This is a genomic window from Bradyrhizobium sp. (assembly GCF_019242285.1).
Taxonomy (GTDB): Bacteria; Pseudomonadota; Alphaproteobacteria; order Rhizobiales; family Xanthobacteraceae; genus Bradyrhizobium.
The window spans coordinates 1-26,312 of sequence record NZ_JAFAVV010000955.1; the positions used below are offsets into that span (position 1 = coordinate 1).

26 protein-coding genes, 2 pseudogenes and 1 riboswitch are annotated in these 26,312 nt (G+C 66.1%); of the genes and pseudogenes, 17 read left to right on the forward strand and 11 right to left on the reverse strand.

The features are described from left to right. Positions 1–78 precede the first annotated feature (78 nt). Together JOY90_RS39055 and JOY90_RS39060 are read left to right on the forward strand one after the other, a co-directional pair. Positions 79–864, forward strand: coding sequence for a DUF2147 domain-containing protein (locus JOY90_RS39055; RefSeq protein ID WP_291696410.1), 786 nt, complete (start codon positions 79–81; stop codon positions 862–864). Positions 865–1,077: 213 nt separating this feature from the next. Next, entirely contained in the window at positions 1,078–2,556 is a 1,479-nt protein-coding gene (locus JOY90_RS39060; RefSeq protein WP_291696411.1) for a FecR domain-containing protein, read from the forward strand. 188 nt (positions 2,557–2,744) lie between these two features. Here the strand turns inward: JOY90_RS39060 and JOY90_RS39065 are convergent, their stop codons facing one another. Together JOY90_RS39065 and asd are read right to left on the reverse strand one after the other, a co-directional pair. Next, entirely contained in the window at positions 2,745–3,584 is an 840-nt protein-coding gene (locus tag JOY90_RS39065) for an NUDIX domain-containing protein (protein ID WP_291696412.1), read from the reverse strand. Positions 3,585–3,647: 63 nt separating this feature from the next. Then, the gene (gene asd / locus JOY90_RS39070) at positions 3,648–4,517 is read right to left on the reverse strand and encodes an archaetidylserine decarboxylase (protein ID WP_291696413.1); all 870 of its coding nucleotides are present in this window, start codon (positions 4,515–4,517) and stop codon (positions 3,648–3,650) included. Between the two features lie 35 nt (positions 4,518–4,552). Here asd and JOY90_RS39075 point away from each other — a divergent pair, with 35 nt between their 5' ends. After that, complete coding sequence (locus JOY90_RS39075) at positions 4,553–6,217, forward strand: aminotransferase class III-fold pyridoxal phosphate-dependent enzyme (RefSeq protein ID WP_291696414.1); 1,665 nt, start codon at positions 4,553–4,555, stop codon at positions 6,215–6,217. 286 nt (positions 6,218–6,503) lie between these two features. Here the strand turns inward: JOY90_RS39075 and JOY90_RS39080 are convergent, their stop codons facing one another. The 3 genes from JOY90_RS39080 to JOY90_RS39090 all read right to left on the reverse strand — a co-directional run bounded on the left by JOY90_RS39080 (position 6,504) and on the right by JOY90_RS39090 (position 9,095). Then, a complete protein-coding gene (locus JOY90_RS39080) occupies positions 6,504–7,139 on the reverse strand; it encodes a hypothetical protein (protein WP_291696415.1) in 636 nt (211 codons plus the stop codon). A 164-nt stretch (positions 7,140–7,303) separates the two neighbouring features. Beyond that, positions 7,304–7,993, reverse strand: coding sequence for a class I SAM-dependent methyltransferase (locus JOY90_RS39085; protein ID WP_291696416.1), 690 nt, complete (start codon positions 7,991–7,993; stop codon positions 7,304–7,306). 46 nt (positions 7,994–8,039) lie between these two features. Continuing rightward, positions 8,040–9,095 (reverse strand): glycosyltransferase family 1 protein, encoded by a 1,056-nt coding sequence (locus tag JOY90_RS39090; RefSeq protein ID WP_291696417.1) that lies wholly within the window; start codon positions 9,093–9,095, stop codon positions 8,040–8,042. Between the two features lie 244 nt (positions 9,096–9,339). On the opposite strand from JOY90_RS39090, the pseudogene JOY90_RS39095 reads away from it, so the two are divergent. The 3 genes and pseudogenes from JOY90_RS39095 (at position 9,340) to JOY90_RS39105 (ending at position 12,938) form a co-directional block, all read left to right on the forward strand. After that, positions 9,340–9,815: pseudogene (locus JOY90_RS39095) on the forward strand (L,D-transpeptidase). Positions 9,816–10,045: 230 nt separating this feature from the next. Then, positions 10,046–11,593 (forward strand): DUF4403 family protein, encoded by a 1,548-nt coding sequence (locus JOY90_RS39100; protein ID WP_291696418.1) that lies wholly within the window; start codon positions 10,046–10,048, stop codon positions 11,591–11,593. A gap of 130 nt (positions 11,594–11,723) precedes the next feature. Next, a complete protein-coding gene (locus tag JOY90_RS39105; protein WP_291696419.1) occupies positions 11,724–12,938 on the forward strand; it encodes an ABC transporter substrate-binding protein in 1,215 nt (404 codons plus the stop codon). A gap of 141 nt (positions 12,939–13,079) precedes the next feature. On the opposite strand, the gene JOY90_RS39110 is transcribed toward JOY90_RS39105, so the two are convergent. Beyond that, positions 13,080–13,295, reverse strand: a complete 216-nt coding sequence (locus tag JOY90_RS39110; RefSeq protein ID WP_291696420.1) for a dodecin family protein — start codon at positions 13,293–13,295, stop codon at positions 13,080–13,082. 138 nt (positions 13,296–13,433) lie between these two features. Then, positions 13,434–13,958: a PRC-barrel domain-containing protein gene (locus JOY90_RS39115; RefSeq protein WP_291696421.1), complete on the reverse strand. Its 525-nt coding sequence runs from the start codon at positions 13,956–13,958 to the stop codon at positions 13,434–13,436. Between the two features lie 179 nt (positions 13,959–14,137). On the opposite strand from JOY90_RS39115, the pseudogene JOY90_RS39120 reads away from it, so the two are divergent. Beyond that, positions 14,138–14,554 (forward strand): annotated as a pseudogene (locus JOY90_RS39120) (sensor histidine kinase); the annotation flags it as partial. Positions 14,555–14,560: 6 nt separating this feature from the next. Here the strand turns inward: JOY90_RS39120 and JOY90_RS39125 are convergent. Beyond that, the gene (locus JOY90_RS39125; protein WP_291696422.1) at positions 14,561–14,764 is read right to left on the reverse strand and encodes a hypothetical protein; all 204 of its coding nucleotides are present in this window, start codon (positions 14,762–14,764) and stop codon (positions 14,561–14,563) included. Between the two features lie 141 nt (positions 14,765–14,905). Further along, positions 14,906–16,408, reverse strand: coding sequence for a hypothetical protein (locus JOY90_RS39130; RefSeq protein ID WP_291696423.1), 1,503 nt, complete (start codon positions 16,406–16,408; stop codon positions 14,906–14,908). A 205-nt stretch (positions 16,409–16,613) separates the two neighbouring features. Here JOY90_RS39130 and JOY90_RS39135 point away from each other — a divergent pair, with 205 nt between their 5' ends. From JOY90_RS39135 to JOY90_RS39170, 8 genes are all read left to right on the forward strand, one after another. After that, entirely contained in the window at positions 16,614–17,141 is a 528-nt protein-coding gene (locus JOY90_RS39135; protein WP_291696424.1) for a lytic transglycosylase domain-containing protein, read from the forward strand. A gap of 112 nt (positions 17,142–17,253) precedes the next feature. Continuing rightward, positions 17,254–17,362, forward strand: a riboswitch (TPP riboswitch). Continuing rightward, positions 17,350–18,366, forward strand: a complete 1,017-nt coding sequence (locus tag JOY90_RS39140) for an FAD-dependent oxidoreductase (protein WP_291696425.1) — start codon at positions 17,350–17,352, stop codon at positions 18,364–18,366. It overlaps the preceding riboswitch by 13 nt. Further along, the gene (gene thiS / locus JOY90_RS39145) at positions 18,357–18,554 is read left to right on the forward strand and encodes a sulfur carrier protein ThiS (RefSeq protein WP_291696426.1); all 198 of its coding nucleotides are present in this window, start codon (positions 18,357–18,359) and stop codon (positions 18,552–18,554) included. Before JOY90_RS39140 ends, thiS begins: the two co-directional genes overlap by 10 nt. A gap of 190 nt (positions 18,555–18,744) precedes the next feature. Continuing rightward, on the forward strand, positions 18,745–19,527 hold the full coding sequence (locus JOY90_RS39150; protein WP_291696427.1) for a thiazole synthase: 783 nt from the start codon (positions 18,745–18,747) through the stop codon (positions 19,525–19,527). Next, a complete protein-coding gene (locus tag JOY90_RS39155; protein ID WP_291696428.1) occupies positions 19,514–20,122 on the forward strand; it encodes a thiamine phosphate synthase in 609 nt (202 codons plus the stop codon). The genes JOY90_RS39150 and JOY90_RS39155 overlap by 14 nt, the downstream gene beginning before the upstream one ends. Positions 20,123–20,276: 154 nt before the next feature. Continuing rightward, positions 20,277–22,175 (forward strand): phosphomethylpyrimidine synthase ThiC, encoded by a 1,899-nt coding sequence (gene thiC, locus JOY90_RS39160; RefSeq protein ID WP_291696429.1) that lies wholly within the window; start codon positions 20,277–20,279, stop codon positions 22,173–22,175. A gap of 20 nt (positions 22,176–22,195) precedes the next feature. Beyond that, the gene (locus JOY90_RS39165; RefSeq protein WP_291696430.1) at positions 22,196–22,594 is read left to right on the forward strand and encodes a hypothetical protein; all 399 of its coding nucleotides are present in this window, start codon (positions 22,196–22,198) and stop codon (positions 22,592–22,594) included. A 394-nt stretch (positions 22,595–22,988) separates the two neighbouring features. Next, positions 22,989–23,501 carry a mismatch-specific DNA-glycosylase gene (locus tag JOY90_RS39170; protein ID WP_291696431.1) on the forward strand — a complete coding sequence of 171 codons (513 nt, stop codon included), beginning with the start codon at positions 22,989–22,991 and terminating at the stop codon, positions 23,499–23,501. A gap of 136 nt (positions 23,502–23,637) precedes the next feature. Here JOY90_RS39170 and JOY90_RS39175 read toward each other — a convergent pair whose 3' ends face one another. Both JOY90_RS39175 and JOY90_RS39180 read right to left on the reverse strand, forming a co-directional pair. Continuing rightward, positions 23,638–24,072 carry a hypothetical protein gene (locus tag JOY90_RS39175; RefSeq protein ID WP_291696432.1) on the reverse strand — a complete coding sequence of 145 codons (435 nt, stop codon included), beginning with the start codon at positions 24,070–24,072 and terminating at the stop codon, positions 23,638–23,640. A 258-nt stretch (positions 24,073–24,330) separates the two neighbouring features. Then, on the reverse strand, positions 24,331–24,762 hold the full coding sequence (locus JOY90_RS39180) for a hypothetical protein (RefSeq protein ID WP_291696433.1): 432 nt from the start codon (positions 24,760–24,762) through the stop codon (positions 24,331–24,333). A 204-nt stretch (positions 24,763–24,966) separates the two neighbouring features. Here JOY90_RS39180 and JOY90_RS39185 point away from each other — a divergent pair, with 204 nt between their 5' ends. Continuing rightward, positions 24,967–25,350, forward strand: coding sequence for a RidA family protein (locus tag JOY90_RS39185; protein ID WP_291696434.1), 384 nt, complete (start codon positions 24,967–24,969; stop codon positions 25,348–25,350). An 11-nt stretch (positions 25,351–25,361) separates the two neighbouring features. Next, a complete protein-coding gene (locus tag JOY90_RS39190; protein WP_291696435.1) occupies positions 25,362–25,829 on the forward strand; it encodes an NUDIX domain-containing protein in 468 nt (155 codons plus the stop codon). Positions 25,830–26,312: the final 483 nt, after the last annotated feature.

The following is a 26,312-nucleotide window of genomic DNA, read 5'->3' on the forward strand; positions in this document are numbered from 1 at the left end:
GACCGCGGTCACAGAGCGAGCGAGGCGGCGTGCCTACAGTCTCCAGCGAAACGACAAGCCCCGCGAATGGAGCCTCACATGAAGACGCTGTACCTCGCCGCCGCCCTGCTGATGGCCAGCAGCGCAGCCCATGCCGGCAACTCCCTCTCCTTTCAGATCGACGGCCAGACGATACACATCCAGGCGCCGCACAATTGCGCTTCGCTGTCCTGCATCCAGGTCGACGCACCGGGCCTCAACCTGAAGAACCTGAAGTCCAAGGGCCATGACGACGACGATGATGTCGCGAGCACCGCGCCGGTCCCCGCGCCGAAGCCGGCCACCCCGGCGACCGCCCAGGCGGCGACCGCGGCTCCCGCGGCAAGCAACCCGCCGCCCGCATCGAGCGCGCCGGCGCCGGCCACGACCGTCGCCGCAAGCACGCCCGCGCCGGTGCTGCACGACGTCGTACCCGGCAGCAGCGTGACGCCGGCCGTGACAGCCGCCCCGCAATCCGCAGCCGTACCGACGGCGCAGCCCGCTCCGACGGCGCAGCAAGCGCCCACCGCCGCCTCGCAGCCGCAGGCGTCCGCCACGCCGGCGACCACGCCGCTCGGCGTGTGGTCGACCGAGGACGGCAAGGGCAACGTCCGCATCGAGGCCTGCGGCGGCAATCTCTGCGGTTACGCCGCCGATTCCGGCGAGCGCATCCTGATCAACATGAAGCCGCAGGATTCGAAATGGACCGGCAAGATCCACGATCCCGACAGCGGCCGCACCTACGATTCGACGATCGCGATGCGCGGACCGAACACGCTCAAGGTCCAGGGCTGCGCTTTCGGCGGCCTGTTCTGCGGCGGCCAGACCTGGAAGCGCGTGAGCTGAGCTCCGATCCGTTGCACGTCAAAGCCCCGCGCGTCGTCGCGGGGCTTTTGCATTCTGAATCGCGGTTCAAGACGAAAGACACGCCCGGCAGGATTCGGACGCGTGGCGCTTACGATCTCGGCCGTGTGCGATATTCACCCGCGGTTCAGCGGCAGGGCGTTCTAGTCCGACGGCCGCGATTCTTGGGGCGGCTTTCTGGGGCGGATTTTCATCATGTCACCGTTTCGGCTCTGGTTGGCGCTGGCGCTTATCGGCTGCTTCGTGGTCGCGGGCGCGGAAGCTGCGCTTGCCAGGCCAGCGCCCGCCGGTCGAGGTGATGCGCCGCTCGCAGCCGATGGCGCTGTGCCAGGACCGATCCGGCTCGCGCAGGCCCAGGGGACACCTCCGGAGGACCCCGCGCAAGCCCCGGCGGCGCCCGATGCCACCACTCCGCAGGACGCGCAGCCGGATCCGATCGGCAACGTGGCGACGTTGAGCGGCACGGCGACCGTGATCCGCAACAAGAACTCGGTTGCGCTCAAGGTCAAGGACGACATCTATCTCAACGACACGGTGCAGACCTCGACCGGCGCCGCGCTCAGCATCACCTTCAACGACGACACCACCTTCCGCCTGTCGGCGAACGCCAAGATCACCATCGACACCTATGTCTATGACCCGAACGGCAAGCAGAATGCCGGCGCCTTCGACATCGCCAAGGGGACGGTCGCCTTCGTCGCCGCCGCGGTGGCGAAGACCGGCGACATGAAGATCACGACGCCGACGGCAACGCTCGGCATCCGGGGCACCACCGGGCTCGTCGAGGTGCCGGAAGGCGCCACCGCCGCGAACGCCAACAATGTCGCCATAAAACTCTATCCGGACGCCGATGGACGGGTCGGTCACATCGAGGTCAACGACCGCCAGGGCGTGCGGCTCGGCTCGCTGACGCAAGGCGCGAGCGGCTTCACGATCCGTCCGGGCGCCGGCGGCGGCGCGCGCTTCGCCGCTGTGCCGCTGACGATCTCGCCGCGCGACGTGGCGCGCGACCGCGGTTTCGTCACGCAGCTCCATGCCGCGCAGACCACCGGCCGCCAGATCGTCACCGAGCAGCGCGCCTTCCGCCGCGCCAATCCGAACTTCAACCGCAACAACCCGGCAGGCCGGCCGCCGGGCGCCAACACGCCGAACCGCGGCAATCAGCCGGGGCAGCCGGGCGCGAATCCGAACCGCGGTAACCAACCCGGTCAACAGCGGCCGAACGGACAGCCAGGCCAGAACCGTCCGGGCCAACAACCGCCCAACGGCGCGCCGAACCGGCCCGGCCAGCAGCAACCCGGTGCGCCGAACAACCGGCAAGGCCAGGCGCCGGGACAACCGGGCGCGGCTGGTCAACGGTCAGGCCAGAATCCACCCGCAGCACAACAGCCGGGCGCGCCCGGCCAACCGCCACGGCCGGGCGAGCGGCCGCAATCCAATCAACCCGGACAGCCGGGCCAATCGCAACGCTCAGGTCAAGGTCCAGAACGAGGCCGACGGCCCGGCACACCGGCAGCGCCCACACTGCCACCGCGTCAAGGCGCACTGCCCGGCGGTGTACCCGGCGCGTCTCGCCCGGGCTTCCAACGTCCTGGATTGCAGCGTCCCGGTTTCGCCGGCCGGCCCGCGCTCCGCCAACCGCCACCGAAAGGCAAGCGCGAGAAAGAACGGTAGCGCGTCGCCCGCAGGACAGTCGCTCGATCTCTCGTCGCGATGGCGTGGAGGGAGCGCCGCTTCCACGGCATAAGCACCTCGGCTCGATCTCGCGCTTCGATGCGAGGCGTGCGCGCCCCGCATCTCGGCCATGATCGCGGGTGCATCACCAGCGCCCGGCGATGCCGGCGCGCTGGCGCATACCGCCGTCACGCCGCGCGGCCGAGCCATTCCCTGACGCGTTGCGCGAGCGACCGCCGTTCGGCTTCGACCGGTTGGCTGGTTTCTGCCGCGGTCCGATCCGGCGCGTCCTCGCCGTCCCCCGCCATCTCGGCCACCGGTGCCTCCGCCATCGCTTCGGCCAGCATGACGTCGACCTCCGACAGTTCGGCCTCCGTCGCGAGCTCCGGGACCGGAAAGTCCAGAGGCGCGGCGTCGACCAACGACGCCTCGATCGAGGCGGCCTCGACCTCGGGCATCTCGGCCGGGATGTCCTCACGCGGCATTGGCGCAAGCTCCGCCTCGACCGGCAATGGCACGGGCAGCATCGCGGGAAGCGGCGACTCCGGTGTGATTGCGGGAGGTCCGCGGCGCTTCCTCGGCGCGGCCGGCTTCGGCTTGGCGCCGATACGGCTGCGCGCCATCGCCGCCAGCGCCAGCGGCCCGACCTGGGCCAGGAAAGCCTGCTCATAGCCGCGCGACAGCCGCGCCAGCGCGGTGTCGAGCGGCAGCCAGTCGACCTCGCGGACGTCGTGCATCAGCGGGCGGACGGGATCGCCGCTGGCCTCCATCCGCCAGTAGTGCACGATCTTGCAACGGCCGCCCACATCAAAGGCCAGCGTGCCCAGAAATTCCTGAATCGTGGCGTTGTAGCCAGTCTCCTCGAGCACCTCGCGCCGCGCGGCTGCCTTCGCGGTCTCACCGTCGTCGAGCTTGCCCTTCGGCAGCACCCATTCATCGCGCTTGCGTAAACGCACTACGGCGATCAGCGGCGGCTGCTGGCGCCGGATCACGATGCCCCCCGCCGCCAGAACTGGCGCTCTTGCCATCACAGATTCCACACATTCGGGTTTGAATCGATTTTGTAACTCCCCACGAGGACAAAATCGAGATCATACCAAAGGGTTCCTGAATAGCGGCTCGCCGGCGCGGATCCTGTGGCCCTCCTGCACATGGTCGCAGAGCTCGAAATGGCCGGGCGCCAGCACGATGATGGTCGAGCCGTGTTCGAACCAGCCGAGCTCATCACCTTTCTTCACTTCGACGTCACAGGGGAATACCGTCGGCCCCGTGGTCTGCGCGTTCAGCACGCGGTCGAGGAAATGCAGCCGGATACTGGCAACCAGGATCGCCGCCACCGGCACCAGGGTCAGCGCCTCGCCGCCGGCAAGCCGCGTGCGGATCACCGCGCGCTCATTCTTGCAGAACAGCCGCTCGATCCGCTTCAGCGCGATCGGGTTGACGTTCCAGGTGTCGCCGTGGATCAGTGTCACCTGCTCGATGCGGCCGTCGTGGGGACTGTGGAAGCGATGATACATGCTGGACGTCAGCCGCAACGTGACGTAGCGGCCATTGCGGTGCTGCTCGACCAGAGCGGGATCGCCGAGCAGGTCGGCGAGTGCATAGGGCGCGCCCTTGATCTGGTAGAGCTCACCGTCACGCACGGTGCCGCAGGCGCCGACGATGCCGTCGCTGGGCGAGACCACCACATGAGGGCCGAGATCGACCGGCCGCAAGCCCGGCTTGAGCTCGCGGACGAAGCAAGCGTGCAGGCTCCTGAAATGGGTTTCCTTGGCCTCCGACAGATCGAGGTCGGAGAACAGCCGCCAAAGCCCGATCGAGAAGTCCCGCACCAAGGGGTTCTCGATCTTGGAGAACCAGCCCATGAAGCGGGTGAGGGCCGCGCGCGGCACGCGGTTGGTCAGCAGGAAATTGAGGTCTTCCTGTTCCGTCAGGGAGGCGATGAGGCTCTTGACTGTCATGAATCTGTCAGCAGCTCCGGTTAGCGCTTTGGGTCATGGATACATCAATACCGATTCTTTCGCTCGCCGCCGGCGCGGTCGCCGTGACCGCAGCGGTTGCCCCCAAGGTCAAGGCGCGGATCGAGCTGTCGCGCGCAAAACACCGGTCGCTGTCGGGGCATTCGAAGATGTCGCGCCGGATAGCGCGGCTGATCCCGTTCTACGAATTCGACATCGGCGATTTCTTCCGCTCCGACGCCGCGCCGCCGGACATAGCGACCAAGCGCCAGGACGGCTTCTTCCGGCTCGCCGCACACTTCCAGCAGCGCTTCGCCAAGAGCCGGCAGATGACGGCGGAAGCCGCCGGCCGCATCTCCGACCTGCAGTTCACCCAGGCCTACCGGGTGCCGTTCCAGTACAGCCGGCTGGTCCGCGAGAATCTCGGCGCCGGCAGCTTCCTGCAGGCCTCGAGCGGCGTCACGGTGACCGATCTCGACGGCAACGAGTTCTATGATCTGACCGGCTCCTACGGCGTCAACATCTTCGGCAACGACTTCTACAAGGAATGCATCGAGATCGGCGAGAAGAACGCGCACGCGCTCGGCCCGGTGCTCGGCGCCTATCATCCGGCCGTTGCCGAAAACGTGAAGCGGCTGACCGAGATTTCCGGCCTCGACGAGGTCTCGTTCCACATGTCCGGCACCGAGGCCGTGATGCAGGCGGTGCGGCTTGCGCGCTACCACACCCGCCGCAGCCACCTGGTGCGGTTTGCCGGCGCCTATCATGGCTGGTGGGGCGACGTGCAGCCCGGCATCGGCAACCCGGTGTCGCCGCACGAGACCTATACGCTCTCGGAGATGAGCGAGAAGACGCTGCATGTGCTGCGCACGCGCCGCGACATCGCCTGCGTGCTGGTCAACCCGCTGCAGGCGCTGCATCCGAACGCCAACGCGCCGAGCGATTCGGCGCTGGTGGATTCCTCGCGCCGCGGCGGGTTCGATCGCGAGGCCTATACCGCATGGCTGAAGGCGCTGCGCGAGGTCTGCACCGAGCGCGGCATCGTCCTGATCTTCGACGAGGTGTTCGTCGGCTTTCGGCTGGCCGCCGGCGGCGCGCAGGAATATTTCGGCGTCAAGGCCGACATGGTCACCTACGGCAAGAGCCTCGCCGGCGGCCTGCCGATCGGCGTGGTCTGCGGCCGCAAGGAATTGATGCGGCGCTTCCGCGACGATGCGCCGGCCGACGTCTGCTTCGCGCGCGGCACCTTCAACTCGCATCCCTACGTGATGACGGCGATGGACGAGTTCCTGAGCCGGCTCGCGAGCCCGAATTTCCGCGCGATCTACAACGGTCTGGACGAATTGTGGAACGGGCGGACGAAGCAGCTCAACGAGATGCTGGCGAAGGCCGAGCTGCCGGTGCGGGTGGCAAATCTGTCCTCGATCTGGACGGTTTCCTACACCGAGCCGTCGCGCTACAACTGGATGCTGCAATACTACCTGCGCGCCGAGGGGCTCGCCTTGAGCTGGGTCGGCACCGGGCGGCTGATCTTCAGCCTGAACTACAGCGACGCCGATTTCGCCGAGGTTGCCAACCGCTTCGTGACGGCTGCGTCCAAGATGCAGCAGGACGGCTGGTGGTGGCACGACGCCGCGCTGACCGACAAGGCGATCCGCCGCCAGATCCTGAAAGAGATGCTGCGCAGCCGCTTCAAGCGGTAGCCCCGTTGCCACCCTCCCCTGGAGGGGGAGGGTCGGCGCACATGAGCGCAGCGAAATGTGCGCCGGGGTGGGGTGATGCTTCCGCGGGGACACTGTCTGATACGGAGAGGCTGTCACCCCACCCCGGTCCTGATCTCGCTCCGCTCGATTGCGGACCGACCCTCCCCCTCCAGGGGAGGGTGAGACCGCAATCGCCGGACAAGCCTCGATCAAGCTCATCACCTCATAAACACCGATGGCCGGGACGAGCCCGGCCATCGCGAAAATCACAGCCGTTCCGGCCGCGTCAGGCGTGCTGCTCCTCCAGGCCCTGGTGCTCGAGGATATCGAGGCCCGGGTCGATCAGTTCGCCGCGGAGCAGCGCCAGCGGCGCCTTGTGATAGAGCTTGAAGTCGTTGAAGGGGTCGGTGACGATCTTGGTCATCCAGACGAGGCCGGTCTCGACATCGCGGATGAAGAAGAGCTGCACGCCGCGGAACAGGAGACCGCCGAGGCCGATCACCAGCCAGAGCTTGGCGACCTCGCGGACGAAGTCGGCGGGCGACACCCAGGGCGTGAGCAGGCCGAACAGCGTCGGATCGGCATAGAGCACCACGGGCGACAGCGCCCAGATCGCCATCAGCACGACCTTGCGGCGCAGGTTGTAGCCGACCTTGATGTCTTCCTTGTGCTCGTGGGTGGCGTGGTTGAGGTGGTCGTAGCCGCGCGGCTCGAAGAAGAAATGCCCGGCCTGGCGCGAGGTCATCGAGACCAGCCAGCCGATCAGCGCGGACACCATCGGATCGAAATACATCATGACATAGCCGATCATGAAGCTCACTGCGCTGACGAAGTGCAGGCTCTGGTTGATCCGGCTGTGATGGTAGTAGCGGTGGTCATCCCAGCGCTGGATGCGCAGCTGCTCCACGAAGTGCTTGATCATGTTGCTCCCCAAAATTGAGTCGAGGCGACCAATACAGAGATTCGATGTAGGTAATGTGACATCATCATAATGTCACATAACTTTCACCTTCGAAATCCTCTAAAAAGCTTGACGGGGCGAAAGGCGTGGTTGACCGCGCCGCCTGACGCCTGGGCCGCGACGGCCTACGCCGCGGCGGCGACCTCGACCTTGCGGAAGCGCACCAGCGAGAAATGGCCGAGCGGCGGGATCAGCCGGCGCTCGACCAGCTCGATGCTCTTGGCGTCCGCGAGCCACTTCGTGTAGCGCGACCAGGCGAACTCGGCGGTCCGGAAGCCCAGCCGGCGCACCACCGGCTGCAGCGTCTGCTCGATGAAGCGGCGCATGCCGGCGTCGGCGCTGACGCGGGTCAGGATGATCAATTCGCCGCCCGGCCGCAGCACGCGCGCGAACTCATCGAGCGCGACCTCGGGGTTCGGCACAGCGGTGACGACATATTGCGCCATCACCACATCGAAGGAATTGTCGGGGAATTCGAGCTTCTCGGCGTCCATCACCGCGAGCCCTTCGATGTTGCGCAGGCCGCTCTCGGCGACACGCTGCTTCGCCTTCTTCAGCATCGCCTCCGAAATGTCGGTGCCGAAGATGCGCAGCTTCGGCGAATAGAGCGGCAGCGAGATGCCGGTGCCGACGCCGACCTCGAGCACCCGGCCGCCGATCTTGTTGGTGGCCTGGATCGCGGCGTCACGGCCCTTGCTGAACACGCCGCCGAACACGAGGTCGTAGATCGGTGCCCAGCGGTCGTAGGCCTGCTCGACCATCTCGCGGTCGAAATCCATCTGCCTCGTGCCGTCGAGCTTTACGATTTGTGCCATTGGACTATCACTCGCTTCGTTTGTTGTTTGGTTGCAACGATGGTGTTCAGCCGTGCGCCGGGCTTCGCTTCGCCACCACCTGCGCCGGCCGCAGCGGGCGGCTCGGCTGCAAGGCGGCCAGATTGCCGATGAACTGCCTCGCGCTGCTCTCCCAGGAATGTTCGAGCGCGAACGCCCGGCAGGCCTCGCGCGACATGCCGAGCGCGCGCAGGCAGGCGCTGCGCAGATCGTTGTCCAGCGCGCCGATCGGGCGGTCGGCAATCACGTCCTTTGGGCCCGTAACCGGGAAGGCGGCGACCGGGACGCCGCAGGCGAGCGCCTCGAGCTGCACCACGCCGAACGTGTCGGTGAGGCTCGGAAAGACGAAAACGTCGGCGGCAGCGACATGGGACGCCAGATCCTTGCCCTTCTTTTCCCCAAGGAAATGAACTTTGGGGTAGCGGCGTTCCAATTCGGCCTTCTGCGGGCCGTCGCCGATCACCGCGATCGAGCCCGGCAGGTCGAGCGACAGGAAGGCGTCGAGATTCTTCTCCACCGCGACCCGGCCGACCGTCATGAAGATCGGCCGCGGCAAATCGAGCAATGCCGGCTCATCGGGCCGGAACAGCTCGGTGTCGACGCCGCGGGTCCAGAAGCCGAGCTTCCTGAAGCCTCGCGCGGCGAGATCCTGCTTCAGCGAGTTGGTGGCGACCATGGTCACCGCGCCGGCATTGTGGAATTGGCGCAGCACGGCATAGCCGACAGCGGCCGGAATGCCGGTGCGAACGGCGACATATTCCGGGAAACGCGTGGTGTAGGAGGTCGTGAACGGCAGCTTGTTGCGCAGGCAATAGGCACGCACCGCCCAGCCGATCGGACCTTCGGTCGCGACATGGATCGCATCCGGAGACGCCGCGTCGATTCGTCGCGCGATCTCGCGCCGGTTCGGCCAAGCCACCCGCAGGCCGGGATAGGTCGGCACGCCGAACGAGGGAAATCCGTCGGGGGTGAGGAACTCGATCTGCGTGCCCAGATTCGCCGCTGCGCGCGCCAGCGACGTCAAGGTGCGCACCACGCCGTTCACCTGCGGGTGCCAGGCATCGGTCGCGATCAATGTCCGCATGTTCAAAATCCGGGCTCGGTTGAGTGATTCCTGATTCCGGCGCAAAATCGGACATTGATATTTCAAGCGTGTGACTTCATCGAACTGTCAAACAATCTTTTTGGGGGCGTTGCCCGCTTCCTATGTCGCGAAACCGTCATGAAACACTCCAAACCGACTTCCGGAGCCGGTGCAAACGTCCCGAAACCTCCCCAGGTAGTGATTTTGTCCAATGGCGCCGATCAGGCGATCAGGGGGACGACCGATGCTCAATCTCCGCGCATGTCTGGCCAGCTCTCGCCGTGCAACCCTCGGTGCTTTCGCGATCGGCACCATCGCCTTTTCGGGCGCCGCGGTCGCTGCGCCCGAGGCGCAGCTCTTCCCGTTCCGATTGCTGTTGGCGCCGCCGGCCCGGCCGCTCCGCCGCCCGCCACCGAGGCCGCGCCAATCGAGGACGAGGCCGCGCCGTTCCAGTTGCCCGCCCGCTTCGGCCGCCAGACCGTGAGCTACGCGACGCACGAGGCGCGCGGCACCATCGGCGCGCGCGCCATGTATCTTGGTGGCACGGTCTATCGCATCCACGGCACCAATGCGCCGGAGACGATCGGCAGCCACGTCTCGTCCGGCTGCATCCGCCTCACCAGCGAGGACGTCAGCGATCTGTATTCGCGCGTCGACGTCGGCACCAAGGTGGTCGTGCTGCCGATGGATCGCCGCGCCGATCTCGGCGTCGTTCGCTGACATCGAGACTTCGCAACCTCGAAAGGGCGGAAACAGGCTCCGGCGTCTTGCCGGGGCCATTTTGTTGGGAATGGAACGCGCCTTTTTTGTGAAATGTCCCGTGCTGGCGCGGCGCCCCCGCGCCCTGTAGTGTCGCGGGCTTTCATGAGCCCGGGACCTTGATGCGCGATCCGAAACCGACACGGTTCAGACCCAGCCAGCCGGCCAAGCGGTTTGAACCCCTCTTCATCATGACGCGGCTGAAGGTCGTCGTGATCGGCGGCGTGCTGCTCACGTTGTTCTTCGCGATCAGCCTGACGGCAATGGACTGGTTTTCGCGCAGCACATCTCCCATGCCCGAGCTTGCCAAGATGTCGCCGCTGCCCCCGGCCTCGCGCCGCTCCTTCGTCGTGGCGCCCGTCACCATCACCTTTGGAGCGATCCGCGACGCCGCCGAGCGCAGCGCGCCGCGCGATTTCGCCGGCAAGACCGACCATCCCGCGACGGCGGTGCTGCAGAATGCCGACGTCGGCTGGACCGCGTCGCGCGGGCCGATCGCCGTGACCGGCGCCCAGGACACGCTGTCGTTCTCGACCCCGCTCTCCGGCAAGCTCAATGTCACGGGATCACTGTCGGCCAAGACCAACGACAAGGTCAATGACGCGATCGCCGGCCTGCTCGGCGCGTCCGCGGCCGGCAAGATCGGCGGCATCAACATCAAATCACTCAATGCCAATGCCGAGCTCAAGGGCAACGTCGTCATCAATGCACGGCCGAAGCTCGCCGCGGGATGGTTCGTCGAACCGAATCTCGGCGCGCAGGTCTCGCTCAACGATTCGAGCGTTGTGGTGGCCGGCGCAAAGGTCAACCTGCCGGCGCAGATCAAGCCGATGATCGACAAGACCGTGGCCGAGCAGATCAATGCGGTCGGCGAGCGGATCCGCTCCGACCGGTCGTTCGAGCGCGCGGCGCGCAACGAATGGTCCAAGATCTGCCGCTCGGTGCTGCTGCGGAGCGCGGACCCCGCGGCGTCGATGCCGGCAATATGGCTCGAGATCAAGCCGACCAAGGCGATCGCGGCGCAGCCGACGCTCGGTGCCTCGGCGGTGACGGCCATCATCGGCATCGAGGCGGAGACGCGGATCACCGCGGCCGAGACCCGGCCCGACTGTCCTTTCCCGGAGAAGATCACGATCATTCCGCCGACCACCGGCGGCGTCGGCATCGCCGTCCCGGTCGACCTGCCATTCACCGACCTCAACCAGATCCTCAACAGCGAATTCGCCGGGCGGACCTTCCCGGAGGATGGATCGGGCCCGGTCGACGTGAAGGTGAAGCACGCGAGTCTCGCGCCGGCCGGCGAGCGGCTCCTGATCTCGCTCGACGTGCACGCCAGGGAGAAGGAAAGCTTGTTCGGTTTCGGCGGCGACGCCATCATCCGGATCTGGGGCAAGCCGCTGCTCGATCCGGTCGCGCAGACGCTCAGGCTCGGCGACATCCAGCTCACGGTGGATTCGGAGGGGCTGCTCGGCACCGCGGCGCGCGCGGCGATGCCGCAGTTGCAGAAGGCGCTCTATGCGAGGACGATCGTCGACCTGAAGCCGTTCGCCGCCACCGCGCAGAAGCAGATCGCCGACGCGGTCGCCGCCTTCCAGAAGAACGAGGACGGCCTGAAGGTCGAGGCCAACATCAACGAGCTCCGCCTCGCCGACATCGCCTTCGACGCCAACACGCTACGCGTGATCATGGAAGCCGACGGCACGGTGAACGTCCGCCTGACGAGACTGCCGGGACCATAGCCGTTTCGATGCGTGGCAAACGTTCCTGGAAGGCAGCAAAATATACCGGCTTCCTCGGCTTTGCGGCCCCACGCGAATGCGGCTAGAACCTCGCCCGAACAGAAGCTGTCAAAGCCCTCGGGAGAAAGCCATGAAACCCCTCGTGACCGCCTTCGCGGCGAGCCTCGCGCTCGCCGCCTTGAACGGCACAGCCCACGCCCAGATCTCCGACGATGTCGTCAAGCTCGGCGTGCTCACGGACATGTCGAGCCTCTATGCCGACGCCACCGGCAAGGGATCGCTGGCCGCGGTGCAGATGGCGGTCGAGGACTATGGCGGCAAGGTCAAGGGCAGGCCGGTGGAGGTGATCTCCGCCGACCACCAGAACAAGCCGGATGTCGGCATCCAGATCGCGCGCAACTGGTATGACAACGAGAAGGTCGACGCGATCCTCGACGTGCCGACTTCCTCGGTCGCGCTGCCGGTCTCGGCGCTGACGCGCGAGAAGAACAAGATCAACATCAATTCCGGCGCCGGCTCCTCCGACATCACGGGCCCGGCCTGCTCGCCCAACACGGTGCACTGGACCTACGACACCTATGCGCTCTCCAACGTCGCCGGCAAGGCGATGGTCAAGCGCGGCGAGGACAGCTGGTTCTTCATCACGGCCGATTACGCCTTCGGCATGGCGCTGGAGCGCGACGCCGCCAACGTCGTCAAGGAGAGCGGCGGCAAGGTGCTCGGCGACGTCCGCCATCCCCTGAACAATTCCGACTTCTCCTCCTTCCTGCTGCAGGCCCAGGCTTCGAAGGCCAGGGTGGTGGCGCTGGCAAACGCCGGCGGCGATACCCAGAACGCGCTGAAGCAGGCCTCCGAGTTCGGCATCGTGCAGGGCGGCCAGAAAATGATCGCGCTGCTGCAGGAGATCACCGACACCCATTCGCTCGGCATCAAGGCGAGCCAGGGCCTGATCGTCACCGACGGCTTCTACTGGGACATGAACGACGAGACCCGTGCGTTCTCGAAACGCTTCAATGACCGCGTCGGCCACATGCCGACCATGATCCAGGCCGGCCTCTATTCCGCGACGCTGCACTATCTGAAGGCGATCGAGGCGATCGGCACCGACGAGGCGCCGAAGGTGATGGCGCAGATGCGCGCCATGCCGGTCAACGACGTCTTTGCCAAGGGTGGCAAGATCCGCATCGACGGCCGCATGGTGCACGACATGTACCTGTTCGAGGTCAAGAAGCCCGAACAGTCCAAGGGCGAGTGGGACCTCTACAACCTGCTCGCCACCGTGCCCGGCGACGAAGCCTTCCGTCCGCTGGACAAGGGCGGCTGCCCGCTGGTGAAGACGAATTGAGCACGAAGTTTCGTAGTCGCAGGCGGGCAAAGGCGCGAACGCGACGATGCTTCGCATCGCGCGGAGCCCGTGCCCACCATTCCTCAGCGAATGTGATGCCCCGATGGTGGGCACGCTGCGCCTGGCCCACCCTACCTGCTCTCAGGTGCCTTCGAATTTGAACGAGACCTTGAGCTTGGCGCGATAGGCTTCGATCCCTCCGGTCTCATCGAGTTGCATGTCGAGCTCGACGACCTCCGCGACGCGAAGATCGCGAAGGGTCTTCGAGGCCCTGCCGACCGCGGCTGCCGCGGCCTTCTCCCAGGAGTCCTTGCTGGTACCGACCAGCTCAATGACCTTGTAGACGCTCTCACTCATGACGTCCTCCGTTCGGTCTGAAGCGGCAGGCAGCAGGTGCTCCTGCCGCTTTCGAGCCTAGCAGGGAGCATCGCACAAAACAAAACGCGCCCGGCCGGGACCGGGCGCGTCTTCATCAAGCCGAGTGATCGAGCCGCCTTACTCGTTCGAATATTTGAACTCGGGCATGGCCTTGAGTTCGTCCTTGGTGGCATTGAACTCGGCGTGATCAGGGTACCAGGGGTTCGACTTCGACATGCTGGTCGAAGACGTGGTCGTCGGCGGATTGGCGGTCGAGCCCGTGGTGGTGCTGCCGCCCGCCGGCGCGGTAGAGGCGGTCGACGCCGGAACCGGCGTGTCGACGAACTTCACCTTGTCGAACGACACGGCGACGAGATGCTCGCCCATGCCGAGGAAGCCGCCGACGCCGATCACCGCCGCCTTGATGGCTCCGCTCTTGTCCATCAGCAGATCGTTGATCGAGCCGATCTTCTCGTTCTTCTCGTTGTAGACGGAAAGCCCGGCGATCTTCGACGCACGCCAGTCGCCCTGATAGGAGCTGCTGGTGGTGCTGGCGGCCTTGGTATCGGCCTTGTCGGCGGTCGTCGTCGGCTGCTGCGCAAACGCCGCGCCCGCCAGCATCAACGAACCGACCAGGCCGGTCGTGACATATTTAGCTAACATCGTGGTTCTCCCTGATCCAGAATCGGTGATGAGAGAACCGCGATCTGCAGGTGCGGTTCCGGCGCTTCGTGTCGATTTCGAGGTTGCATGGCGGCATGGCGGGTTCCAAGCGCCCCGCTCAGGGAACCGACCTGGAACTCACAACCGGTTCCGTTCGCGATACGGATTGCCGCCGCGAGCAGTTCGCCGACATGGGCCATTGCGTGAGCCATATCGGGCCGCGCCATGCCATGGCGATGGCACGTCCGGACGACCTCGCCCGCGGCGTCACCAACCTGGTCGAGAACGCGGTGCGGTTCGGCGGCGACGTGGTGCTCGGCCTCACGGTCGCCGGCGAGCGGATAACCATCGAGGTCGCCGACGACGGCCCCGGCATCTCGGACGCGCACAAGGCGGCGATGCTGGAGCCGTTCGTGCGGGGCGACGGCGCCCGCAACATGGACGACGCCACCGGCTTCGGACTTGCGCTCGCCATCGCGCAGGCGATCGCACTCGCCCATGGTGGCGAATTGTCGCTGCACGACCGCGAGCCGCACGGGCCGGTGGCCCGCCTGCGGTTTCCGCAGCGGCCAGAGCGCGAGCGCCAAGCCGCGTGAGGAAGATCAAGCCGCGAGGGACCTCGCCTCGGCTTCGGACTCGCTGAAATACGCCACCGCCTCGAAGCGATAGTTGCAAGCGCGACAATGCCAGAGATAGGCGGTCGCGCCGCCGGGCACGGCTTCGACCCAATCCGGAAACGCGATCGGCTGGCCGCATTGCGCACAGGGATTTTGCCGGGGTAGATCGGTGGAACCTGTTCGGTCCATGGACGCACTCCCTTTGGCTTTTATTGGTTGCTCGATCGAGAACGAGACAGCCTTGCTGCCGGAACACCCACGCCCCACTACTATGCGCGTTATACAACCAACTTGGTCAATTGCACGACGGATTCGCCGGCGCCGCTGAATTTAATGGTCAGCGCGGGCCGTCGGCTGCACCAGAGGCCCGCTTGTATGCATGGCATCAGGCTTACGCAGATGGATGGTCGCGATGTCGTCGGCATAGATCTTCTGCCAGCCATCCATGTGGTCGAGCAGCTTGGTGGCTGGGCTCTGCGTGCGCAGCAGCGTGGCGTCGATTGCATATGCGTCGAGCAGGCGGAACAGGTTCTCCGGCTCCATCAAGCCGGAGGCGGCGTTATGGTCGACGAAGAACTTCTCGCCGAACAATTCGGTGCGGCCGTCGATGAAGGTCGGCACGCCGTTGGCGATCAGATAGCCGCCGAAATCATAGTCGTTGAAGACGTGGTCGACATGGAGCTTCTTCAGCTCGATGACCGCCCTGACCGGCGAACCATGCAGGTTCGGTGCGAAGCGCGCGACGGCGCCATAGGCCGCCGTTCCCGCCATCAGCACGATCGCAGCGCAAGCATACAGCACGCTGCGCCGCGGCGCCGACGGATGCGGCGCAGCAGCTTCGCTGCCGGCGATCTGACGCGCCAAGGGGGCAGCGAGGATCATCGGCGCGACCAGCGCCAAAACCTCGGCGGCCCGCCCCTGCGACAGCGCCATGTGCAACAGCCCGAGCAGCATGAGGATTCGCACCGGCGGCAACGTCACGCCGCGTTGCAGCGCGAGTCCAGTGCCCAGCAGCAGGCAGATCTCGAACGGCCCGACGCTGCCGAAATCCATCGGCCGCCATTCCATGATCAGCGGCAGCGCGCCGCCGAGCGCGAGGATCTTTTGCGAGGCGAGGATCGCGTTCCAGCCATAGGGCGTGCAGCAGGCCGCGAGCAGCGCGGCGAGGCCGAAGGCGGCCCAGCGCAGCGCAAGCCCTCTCCGCACGCTCGCTTCGGCGCTCACCAGCGCATCGAGCGCTGCGGGCGCAATGAAGAACAGGCCGAACACGAAGCCCCCGTGCAGATTGGCCCACAGCGCCATCCACGGCAGCAGCGAAAGCGACGGCGCCGTGCGCCGGTCGGCGGCCTCGATCAGTCCGCCGATCCACAGCACCAGGAACGGCATCGCCAATACGTGCGCGCGGGCCAACAAATGCGGCATCATCAGCGCCAGCGCGGTGCTGAGGCACACCAGGGTCGCGGTGGCGTTGAGGCGGCGGGCGAGGATGTTCGCGAGCAGCGCAAAGGTCGTGGCGACGCCTGAGGCCGCCAGCACCACCACACCGCTCCAGCCGGCGAGCCCGTAGGCTTCGGCATAGAGCACCTGCGCCAGCCACTGGGTCGAGATCCAGGGCTGGCCGGCCATGGTGAAGGAATAGACGTCGCTCTCGGGCACCGCGCGGTGGTCGATGATCCACTGCCCGACCGTGACCTGCCACAGACTGTCGGGATCGATCAGCAGATGATTGCCGGCCACGACCAGGAGGACATAGACGGCGACCCCGACCCAGAGCGGCAGCGGCGCGCGCCGGGCTCTGTCGGCTTCGGCGGACGTGACGGCGGACAGGGACATGGTGCAGCGGACTTCGGGCAGCAGACCTGGGGATGAATCGGCCGATCGAACCACGGCCGTGCATAATTCCAGGTAAACCGTGCCATGCCGGATAAGAGCCGAAATCCGGAATTTCGCCACATCTTTGCCGGGCTACGGCTTCAATTGGCCTGCGTAAAGCGTTAACCGCGAATCCTGCGCGGGCACCTCGGGGGACCTGCCTGACATGAGACGCCTGCTCACGCCACTCTGGCTCGGACTCGCGGTCGCCCCGTCGCTCGCGCACGCCGGCCATGGCCAGCTCGATGCGATGATCCGGGCCCATGCCAGGGCGAACGCGGTTCCGGAAGCGCTGGCGCATCGGGTGATCCTGCGCGAGAGCCGCTACCAGCCGGAGCTGATCGGCCATGGCGGCTGCATCGGGCTGATGCAGATCAAGCTCGGCACCGCCCGGGGCCTCGGCTATCGCGGCGACGAAAAGGGCCTGCGCGACCCCTCGACCAACCTGACCTATGGCATGAAATACCTTGGCGGCGCCTACCGCGCCGCCAATGGCGACCACGATCGCGCCATGCGTTTATATGCGAGCGGGTATTACGATATCGCGAAGCGCCAGCGGCAGGAGCTCGCCGCCGGCCGTGTGCTGGAATCATCCGGCAATCCGCAGCCGCCGCCCGGCACGGCCGCGCCGCGCGAGATCGCCGAAAAGCCTACCGATCAAGCTGATACGACCGAACAGGCCGACGACAAGTAGTACGCGCCGAGCGTCGCCATCTGCCGCCCGGGCGGCAGCGATGCTGCGCTGCATCGTATGCTGCCGCTCCCATTCCGCCGCGTTGACACGCCGGCATATCTGCCTACATTGCGTTCGTTCCGAGGGGAGCTCCGAGGAGGAGCTGAGAAACCGCTGCTTGCGGTGACCCTTTGAACCTGATCCGGGTCATGCCGGCGAAGGGACAGGGATGTACCAAGACAAGAGTCCTCGGGGAGATTCCCCGATTTCCATCATCGGCGCCGGCATTGCCGGCGCCTGGCAGGCGCTGCTGTTCGCGCAGGCCGGACGCGACGTGACCTTGCACGAGCGCAGCGACGCCACGATGACGCTGTCCACCAGCCATTGGGCCGGCGGCATGCTGGCGCCCTGGTGCGAGGCCGAGGCCTCCGAGCCGGTGATCAGCCGCCTGGGCCTGCGCGCCCTCGACCTGTGGCGGCGCGAACTGCCGGAGACACCGTTCAACGGCTCGCTGGTGCTGGCGCATCCGCGCGACCGCGCGGACTATGAGCGTTTCGCGCGTCTCACCTCCGGCCATCAGCGGCTCGACGCGCGCGGCGTCGCCGCGCTCGAGCCGTCGCTGGCGGGGCGTTTCCGCGAGGGCCTGTTCTTCGCCGCCGAAGGCCATGTCGAGCCGCGCCGGGTGCTGCCGAAATTGCACGAGAAGATCATCGCGGCCGGCGGCGCCATCAGGTTCGACAGCGACGTCCGCGCGGACGAGCTCGACGGCGTCGTGATCGACTGCCGCGGGCTTGCCGCACGCGATGGCGAGCGGGAGCTGCGCGGCGTCAAGGGCGAATTGATCCTGGTCGAGACGTCGGAGATTTCCTTGTCGCGCCCGGTGCGCCTGATGCATCCGCGCTGGCCGCTCTACGTCATCCCCCGCGAGGACCATTTGTTCATGCTGGGGGCGACGTCGATCGAGGCCGAGGATACCGGCGTCAGCGTGCGCTCGGCGCTGGAGCTGCTCGGCGCGGCCTACGCGGTGCATCCGGCCTTTGCCGAAGCGCGCATCGTCGAGTTCGGCTCGGGCCTGCGGCCGGCCTTTCCCGACAACCTGCCACGCATCACGATCGATGCCGAGGAGCGCATCCACGTCAACGGGCTCTACCGGCATGGCTTCCTGATCGCGCCGGCGCTCGCCGAACTGACCTTGAACTATGTGGCCCGCGGCCAGATCGACAACGAGGTGATGCGATGCGCGTGATCGTCAACGGCGAGGAGCGCGAGATCGCATCTGCCAATATCGGCGCGCTGCTCGGCGAGCTCGACTATGAGGGCACGCATTTTGCCATCGCCGTGAACTACGACGTGGTGCCGAAGAGCCGCTGGGCCGAGACGGCGCTCAACAGCGGCGACGAGATCGAGATCATCACGCCGAGGCAGGGAGGGTGAGGAGGATGGTGTCGCTTGCCGTCACGGCTCGCTCTTTCCTTCACCTCGTCCCGCTCGCGGGGAGAGGTCGATCGCGAAGCGATCGGGTGAGGGGCTCTCTCAACGAGCGCACTCGCGGAGAGAGCCCCTCACCCCAGCCCTCTCCCCGCAAGCGGGACGAGGGAGCACACCGCAACTCGCGGAGACATCGATGCTGACCTTCTACGACAAGACCTTCTCCTCCCGCCTCTTGATCGGCAGCGCGCTGTATCCGTCGCCGGCGATCATGCAGGGCGCGATCCGCGCCAGCGGCGCGCAGATCGTCACGGTGTCACTGCGGCGCGAAGCCGCCGGCGGCAAGACCGGCGACGCGTTCTGGAAACTGATCCGCGAGCTCGACGTCACCGTGCTGCCGAACACCGCGGGTTGCCGCAGCGTGCGCGACGCGGTGACCACGGCGAAGCTCGCGCGCGAATTGTTCGGTACAAGCTGGATCAAGCTCGAGGTGATCGCCGACAACGACACGTTGCAGCCCGACGTGGTCGGCCTGATCGAGGCGGCGACCATTCTCATCAATGACGGTTTTGAAGTCTTTCCCTATTGCACGGAAGACCTTTCCGTCGCGATGCGCCTGGTCGAGGCCGGCTGCAAGGTAGTGATGCCCTGGGCCGCGCCGATCGGCTCCGCGCGCGGCATCATCAACCGCGACTCGCTGAAACTGCTGCGCGACCGCCTGCCCGACGTCACGCTGGTGGTCGATGCCGGCCTCGGCGCGCCCTCGCACGCGGCCGAAGCGATGGAGCTCGGCTATGACGCGGTGCTGCTCAACACCGCGATCGCCAAGGCCGCCGACCCCGTCGCGATGGCCGGCGCATTCCGCCAAGGCGTCGAGGCCGGCCGCACGGCCTACGAAGCCGGGCTGATGGAAGCGCGCGACTTCGCCTCCCCCTCCACCCCTGTGATCGGGACTCCGTTCTGGCATGCCGTATCCTGACCGCTTCTACCCTGTCGTCGACTCGCTCGCCTGGGTCGAGCGTTTGACAAAGCTCGGCGTTGGCACGATCCAATTGCGCGCCAAAAATCTCAACGACGGCGACGCGCTGCAGATCGTGACCGACGCGCTCGAGCTGACGAAGGGCACGCCGACGAAACTCGTCGTCAACGACTATTGGCGCGCTGCGATCGTCGCGGGCGCACAGCACCTGCATCTCGGTCAGGAGGACCTGGCCGACGCCGATCTCGCGGTGATCCGCGAGGCCGGGCTGACGCTCGGCCTTTCGACCCATGATGATGCGGAACTTGCGACCGCGCTTGCCGCAAAACCCGACTATGTCGCGCTCGGCCCGATCTTCCCGACCACGCTGAAGTCGATGCGCTTCGCGCCGCAGGGCATCGCGAAGATCACGGAATGGAAGAAGCGCGTCGGCGACATCCCGCTGGTCGCGATCGGCGGCATCAAGTTCGAACAGGCTGCCGAGATTTTCGCAGCCGGCGCCGATTCGATCGCCGTCGTCTCCGACGTCACCCAGAACGCCGACCCCGACGCGCGCGTGCGGCAATGGCTGGGCGAGGAAGTGAAGGCGGCATGAGACGAGACACAACGCCAGCCGCCAACAACGGCCGTCATTCCGGGCGGCGCGAAGCGCGAACCCGGAATCTCGCGCAACAACTTCGAGATTCCGGATCGTTCCGCCTGCGGCGGCCCGTCCGGAATGACGGATAAATCGAGATAAGGAGGATCCCATGAACATTCGCTCCAATCCGGATACCACCGCCCCCGCCGTCACCACCGGTCCGCTGCCCTCCTCGCGCAAGATCTTTGCGACCCCTGACGGCGCGCCCGACCTGCGCGTGCCCTTGCGCGAGATCATGCTCTCCGAAGGCGCCGGCGAGCCGAACCTGCCGGTCTACGACACTTCCGGTCCCTACACCGATCCGGCCGTCACCATCGACGTCAATGCCGGCCTGCCGCGCCACCGCGCCGCCTGGATCAGGGAGCGCGGCGGCGTCGAGGACTATCAGGGCCGCGTCATCAAGCCGGAGGACAACGGCAACGTCTCCGCCGACAAGGCTGCGCGTGCGTTCAGCGCCTATCACCAGCCGCTGCGCGGCCTCGACGGCCACAGGATCACCCAGCTCGAATTCGCCCGCGCCGGCATCATCACCAGGGAGATGATCTACGTCGCCGAGCGCGAGAATCTCGGCCGCAAGCAACAGCTCGAGCGCGCCGAGGCAGCGCTCGCCGACGGCGAGAGTTTTGGTGCGTCGGTGCCGGCCTTCATCACGCCGGAGTTCGTGCGGAGCGAGATCGCGCGCGGCCGCGCCATCATCCCCTCCAACATCAACCATGCCGAGCTGGAGCCGATGATCATCGGCCGCAACTTCCTCACCAAGATCAACGCCAATATCGGCAACTCGGCGGTGACCTCGTCGGTCGAGGAAGAGGTCGACAAGATGGTGTGGGCGATCCGCTGGGGCGCCGACACCGTGATGGACCTCTCGACGGGGCGTAACATCCACACCACGCGCGAATGGATCCTGCGCAACGCGCCGGTGCCGATCGGCACCGTGCCGATCTACCAGGCGCTGGAGAAGTGCAACGGCGATCCGGTGCAGCTCACCTGGGAGCTCTACAAGGACACGCTGATCGAGCAGTGCGAGCAGGGCGTCGACTATTTCACCATCCACGCCGGCGTGCGCCTGCCCTACATCCATCTCACCGCGGGCCGCGTCACCGGCATAGTTTCTCGTGGAGGTTCCATTATGGCGAAGTGGTGCCTGGCACATCACAAGGAGAGCTTCCTCTACACCCATTTCGAGGAGATCTGCGACCTGATGCGCAAGTATGACGTCTCGTTCTCGCTCGGCGACGGATTGCGTCCGGGCTCGATCGCCGACGCCAACGACCGCGCGCAATTCGCCGAGCTCGAGACGCTGGGCGAACTGACCAAGATCGCGTGGGACAAGGGCTGCCAGGTCATGATCGAGGGCCCCGGCCATGTGCCGATGCACAAGATCAAGATCAACATGGACAAGCAGCTCAAGGAGTGCGGCGAGGCGCCGTTCTACACGCTGGGCCCGCTGACCACCGACATCGCGCCAGGCTATGACCACATCACGTCAGGCATCGGCGCTGCGATGATCGGCTGGTTCGGCTGCGCCATGCTGTGCTATGTCACGCCGAAGGAGCATCTCGGCCTGCCCGACCGCAACGACGTCAAGACCGGCGTCATCACCTACAAGATCGCGGCCCACGCCGCCGATCTCGCCAAGGGCCACCCCGCGGCCCAGCTCCGCGACGACGCGCTGTCGCGCGCCCGCTTCGACTTCCGCTGGGTCGACCAGTTCAACCTCGGCCTCGATCCCGACACCGCGAAGAGCTTCCACGACGAGACGCTGCCGAAGGAAGCCCACAAGGTCGCGCATTTCTGCTCGATGTGCGGCCCAAAATTCTGCTCGATGAAGATCACCCAGGACGTGCGGGACTATGCGGCGACGCTGAACGATCCGGCCGGCGTCGGGATGTCGATGAAGGGCACGATCGAAGACGGCATGGCGCAGATGAGCGCCAAGTTCAGGGAGATGGGCGGGAGTGTGTATCTCGATGCGGAGAAGGTGAAGGAGAGCAATCGGGTGTTGTGAGCGCCGGACGCGGGCTCGCAATGACCGACAGTCTGACCGGTGTCTGGGACGGCACCTTCGTTCAGCCGAATGCTGGAATGGTCACGTTCCTGGCGACGCTCATCGAGTCCGGTGGCGCGCTCGGAGGGAACGTGACCGAGCCTTGCATGATCCCTGGTTGCCCATTGAGCACCCATAACGCTTCGATTGCGGGCTCTCGATCCGGCAGTGCGGTTTCGTTCGTCAAACGTTACGAACCGCCCGGCTACGGCTACGACACGGTGCTGTACGAGGGCTCGGTCAATGCCGAGGCGACCGAAATCGATGGGCGGTGGAAGCTGCCTGGCACGACGCTCTCGGGAACATTTCTGATGGTCCGCTCGACCAGGCCTGCCGAGTCGGTCGCAACCGAAGAACTAAGCAAGGAGCCGGCGCGATAATGCCGCAGCATGCGTAGCCCGGATGAGCGAAAGCGACATCCGGGGCAACCCGTCCCGCATGTCGTTTCGCTCATGCGGGCTACTTGCTTGTTGCGAACCATGGCAAGAGAGCCACTGGCCGCCTGCAATTCTTGATTGCATTTTGTGACGCCTCGCAATAACCTACTAATGATTTCCGATATATCACTTGCAACTTCGACTTTGCTGATCAGATGAAATGATGGAAGCATCGTCCACACTGCTAACTGCAGTAGCGGCTCTTATTGGCGCAGTGGCATGGCCTTTAACAATCTTCGCGCTTCTCTTCGTGTTTCGGAGGCAACATCCCGCGTCTCGCTGACGCTCGCGGGGTGCGGGCTTGACCCGCATCGGCGTTGCCCTTCACCTATTCGCCATGGACCGCCTTCCGGATCAGCTCAAGCACGGCCTGCGTCTCGTCTTCGTCGGCACCGCGGCGAGCGAGCGCTCGGCGGCGCTCGGGCATTACTACGCGCATCCGCAGAACCGCTTCTGGCGCACGCTGCATGAGGTCCGACTGACCCCGCGGCGCTATCAGCCGCACGAGTTTCCTGCGCTGCTCGATCTCGGCATCGGCTTCACCGACCTGTGCAAGACGGGCGCCGGCATGGACCATGTCGCGCTGAAGGCGGGCGTCGATGTCGCGGGCTTCGCCGCGAAGATGCGGCGCCACGCGCCGGGTACGATCGCGTTCACCAGCAAGAAGGCGGCGAGCCTGTTCTACGGCAAGCCGACGCCGAAGATCACGCTCGGCCGGCAGCCGCCATGCGACGGCCTGCCCGCGATCTTCGTGCTGGCCTCGCCGTCGGGCGCCGCCTCCGGGGCGTGGTCGATCCGGCCGTGGCAGGAATTGGCGGCGCATGTGACGGATGAGCGTAGCAGCGCGTAGGGTGGGCAAAGCGGCCCCGTGCACCGATGCATGCCACGCAGAGATAGAAGCGTGCCCACCATCCAAAAGCGATGCTGTCGAGACAATGGTGGGCACGTCGCTTGCGCGCCTTAGTCCACCCTACGCCTGCGACTGCTCACTGATTCAAGTGAATCGCAAGCCCACTGAGGTCCACATTCGCCATCAGCCCAAGCTGCTTACCGGCCAATTCCAGCACCGCGCCGTTCGGATTGGTCAGCACGATGCCGCGCACGCCGGCGCCGAACGCGACACCGACGCCGGCCGCACCGTAGACGCCCTCGATGTCCGAGGGCTGGCGGATGTTGCGGATGCGGCCCTGCAGCGTGGTCTGCGAGCCGCCGAACACGAGGCCATAGTCGAGCCCGCCGGTGGTCAGGGCGTAGGTATGGCCGCGAAAGGTCAGGACGCCCTTGCCGCCGGAGCCGCCGACGAACCAGCCGGCCTTGAAGATGACGAGCGTCACCTGGCCCTCGTCGGCGCGGGCGGCGGAGCCGGCGATGCAAACCACGAACGCAACCAGCGCAGCGCGCAGAATGAGCGACAGCTTCATCGGCACCCTCTCCATTGTTCTTGCCATTGTTCTTGCCCTTGTTCTTGCGGCCGGGCGTCGCAGAACCGCCCGAATCGTTTGCCGCCGAGAAGCAGCGTAGGGCGGGTCGCGCGCGAGCGAAACCCGCCTTCGTTGCCAGTCGTGTACCGGCGTAGTCCGGATCAGCGACCTGTCCGCCATAGCTCCAAGAGCGAAGGCGGAAGCGACATCCGGGTCACCAACCGTTCCGCATGCCGCTATCGCTCATGCGGGCTACCCTTACCGTATCGTGATCGCAAGCCCGCTCAAATCCGCGTTCGCCATCAGCCCGACCTGGGTGCCGGACAGTTCCAGCACCGCGCCCTTCTGATTGGTCAGCACGATGCCGCGCACGCCGCGGCCGACGGCAATGCCGGCTCCGGCCGCGCCATAGACGCCGGCGACGTCGGACGGATAGTAGATATTGCTGACACGCCCGCGCAGGATGGTCTTGGAGCCGCCGAAAACGAGGCCGTAATCGAGGCCGCCGGTGGAGAGCGGATAACGCCGGCCGTGGAAATTGAGCACGCCGCTGCCGCCGGAGCCGCCGATGATCCAGCCGCCCTTGTAGATCACGAGCGACACATAGCCCTCGTCGGCATGGGCACAGGTGACGCCCGCAAGGGCTAAGAGCACGACCAGCGCCGCGCGAGCAACGGATGCAATCTTCATGGATCGATCTCCCCAAATGATGTCTGGCAGGCGCGCGGACCATGCCGGATCGGCGAGGCCAAATCCAGAAGGCATTCAGCCCTGCCGGCCCATGGACATGTTGGGTGCTCGCGGCGGTTTGAAGGCGGGCAGCGGCAAATCCGGGGCTGGCAACCCACCCCGATGCCACTAAGCTGGCGTGCCCCAAGAGATAGAGGATACGACATGCCGATCCAGCACTTCCCCGCCCCGCCGCACGTCAAGGCGCCGCCGCTCTCCTTCGCCGCCCGTGCCGGCGATCTCCTGTTCATCTCCGGCATTCCCGGCTTCGACGACCAGGGCGGCCTGCCCGATGGTTTCGAGGCGCAGTTCGGTTTCGTCGTGAAGAACATCACGCGCATCCTGGACGAGGCCGGCGCGAGCTTCCGCGATCTCGTCAAGGTCAACGTGCTGCTGACGCGCGCATCGGACGTGGCGACGATGAACCGGCTCTACGCCGACGCGTTCGGCCCGGCGCCGTTTCCGGCACGCACCACCTGCGTGGTCGCATCGCTGCCCGATCCGAAGATGCTGATCGAGATCGAGGGCGTGGCATCGCTGGCGCGGTAGGTGAGCTACGCATGCCCAGGCAGAGCGCGGGCCTGTTGATGTATCGCCGCCAGGACGGCGCAGCGGAGGTGCTGCTGGTGCATCCCGGCGGACCGTTCTGGGCCAAGAAGGACGAGGGCGCATGGTCGATCCCGAAGGGCCTGTTCGACCACGGCGAGGAGGCGCTCGCCGCCGCGCGGCGCGAGTTCGAGGAGGAAACCGGTCAAGCGCCGCCGACCGGGCCGTTCATCGCGCTGGGCGTGTTCAAGCAGGCCGGCGGCAAGCTCGTGCACGCCTGGGCGGTCGAGGGCGCGTTCGATCTCTCGGCGTTCAGGAGCAACAAATTCACGATGGAATGGCCGCCGCGTTCGGGCCGCACCGCGGAATTTCCGGAAGCCGACCGCGCCGCATGGTTCGGCAGAAAGCAAGCCCTGACGAAGATCACCAAGGGCCAGCGCGCCGTCATCGAGGCGCTGTTCGCGAAACTGGAGAACTCGTAGCCCGGATGAGCGGAGCGACATCCGGTCCTTCGGCAGGCACGATCCCGCATGTCGCTTGCGTTCATGCGGGCTACAGAACGAGTCGTAGCCCGGATGAGCGAAGCGATATCCGGGTCTTTTGGCAGACACGCTCCCGCATGTCGCTTGCGTTCATACGGGCTACAGAACGAGTCGTAGCCCGGATGAGCGGAGCGACATCCGGGTCCTTTGGTTAAGCACGATCCCGCATGTCGCTTGCGCTCATGCGGGCTACAGAACGAGTCGTAGCCCGGATGAGCGAAGCGATATCCGGGTCCTTTTGGTTAAGCACGATCCCGCATGTCGCTCGCGCTCATGCGGGCTACAGCCCACGAGTCGTAGCCCGGATGAGCGGAGCGATATCCGGGTCCTTCGGCAAGCACGCTCCCGCATGTCGCTGCGCTCATGCGGGCCACAACCTTCGGTCAAGGCCGCTCACCAAACGATCCACTCAGCTCGCCGAGA

Coding starts and splice junctions, on each gene's coding strand:
- JOY90_RS39055 (WP_291696410.1), top strand. CDS start 79: ATGAAGACGCTGTACCTCGCCGCCGCCCTGCTGATGGCCAGCAGCGCA.
- JOY90_RS39060 (WP_291696411.1), top strand. CDS start 1,078: ATGTCACCGTTTCGGCTCTGGTTGGCGCTGGCGCTTATCGGCTGCTTC.
- JOY90_RS39065 (WP_291696412.1), bottom strand. CDS start 3,584: ATGGCAAGAGCGCCAGTTCTGGCGGCGGGGGGCATCGTGATCCGGCGC.
- asd (WP_291696413.1), bottom strand. CDS start 4,517: ATGACAGTCAAGAGCCTCATCGCCTCCCTGACGGAACAGGAAGACCTC.
- JOY90_RS39075 (WP_291696414.1), top strand. CDS start 4,553: ATGGATACATCAATACCGATTCTTTCGCTCGCCGCCGGCGCGGTCGCC.
- JOY90_RS39080 (WP_291696415.1), bottom strand. CDS start 7,139: ATGATCAAGCACTTCGTGGAGCAGCTGCGCATCCAGCGCTGGGATGAC.
- JOY90_RS39085 (WP_291696416.1), bottom strand. CDS start 7,993: ATGGCACAAATCGTAAAGCTCGACGGCACGAGGCAGATGGATTTCGAC.
- JOY90_RS39090 (WP_291696417.1), bottom strand. CDS start 9,095: ATGCGGACATTGATCGCGACCGATGCCTGGCACCCGCAGGTGAACGGC.
- JOY90_RS39100 (WP_291696418.1), top strand. CDS start 10,046: ATGACGCGGCTGAAGGTCGTCGTGATCGGCGGCGTGCTGCTCACGTTG.
- JOY90_RS39105 (WP_291696419.1), top strand. CDS start 11,724: ATGAAACCCCTCGTGACCGCCTTCGCGGCGAGCCTCGCGCTCGCCGCC.
- JOY90_RS39110 (WP_291696420.1), bottom strand. CDS start 13,295: ATGAGTGAGAGCGTCTACAAGGTCATTGAGCTGGTCGGTACCAGCAAG.
- JOY90_RS39115 (WP_291696421.1), bottom strand. CDS start 13,958: ATGTTAGCTAAATATGTCACGACCGGCCTGGTCGGTTCGTTGATGCTG.
- JOY90_RS39125 (WP_291696422.1), bottom strand. CDS start 14,764: ATGGACCGAACAGGTTCCACCGATCTACCCCGGCAAAATCCCTGTGCG.
- JOY90_RS39130 (WP_291696423.1), bottom strand. CDS start 16,408: ATGTCCCTGTCCGCCGTCACGTCCGCCGAAGCCGACAGAGCCCGGCGC.
- JOY90_RS39135 (WP_291696424.1), top strand. CDS start 16,614: ATGAGACGCCTGCTCACGCCACTCTGGCTCGGACTCGCGGTCGCCCCG.
- JOY90_RS39140 (WP_291696425.1), top strand. CDS start 17,350: ATGTACCAAGACAAGAGTCCTCGGGGAGATTCCCCGATTTCCATCATC.
- thiS (WP_291696426.1), top strand. CDS start 18,357: ATGCGCGTGATCGTCAACGGCGAGGAGCGCGAGATCGCATCTGCCAAT.
- JOY90_RS39150 (WP_291696427.1), top strand. CDS start 18,745: ATGCTGACCTTCTACGACAAGACCTTCTCCTCCCGCCTCTTGATCGGC.
- JOY90_RS39155 (WP_291696428.1), top strand. CDS start 19,514: ATGCCGTATCCTGACCGCTTCTACCCTGTCGTCGACTCGCTCGCCTGG.
- thiC (WP_291696429.1), top strand. CDS start 20,277: ATGAACATTCGCTCCAATCCGGATACCACCGCCCCCGCCGTCACCACC.
- JOY90_RS39165 (WP_291696430.1), top strand. CDS start 22,196: ATGACCGACAGTCTGACCGGTGTCTGGGACGGCACCTTCGTTCAGCCG.
- JOY90_RS39170 (WP_291696431.1), top strand. CDS start 22,989: ATGGACCGCCTTCCGGATCAGCTCAAGCACGGCCTGCGTCTCGTCTTC.
- JOY90_RS39175 (WP_291696432.1), bottom strand. CDS start 24,072: ATGAAGCTGTCGCTCATTCTGCGCGCTGCGCTGGTTGCGTTCGTGGTT.
- JOY90_RS39180 (WP_291696433.1), bottom strand. CDS start 24,762: ATGAAGATTGCATCCGTTGCTCGCGCGGCGCTGGTCGTGCTCTTAGCC.
- JOY90_RS39185 (WP_291696434.1), top strand. CDS start 24,967: ATGCCGATCCAGCACTTCCCCGCCCCGCCGCACGTCAAGGCGCCGCCG.
- JOY90_RS39190 (WP_291696435.1), top strand. CDS start 25,362: ATGCCCAGGCAGAGCGCGGGCCTGTTGATGTATCGCCGCCAGGACGGC.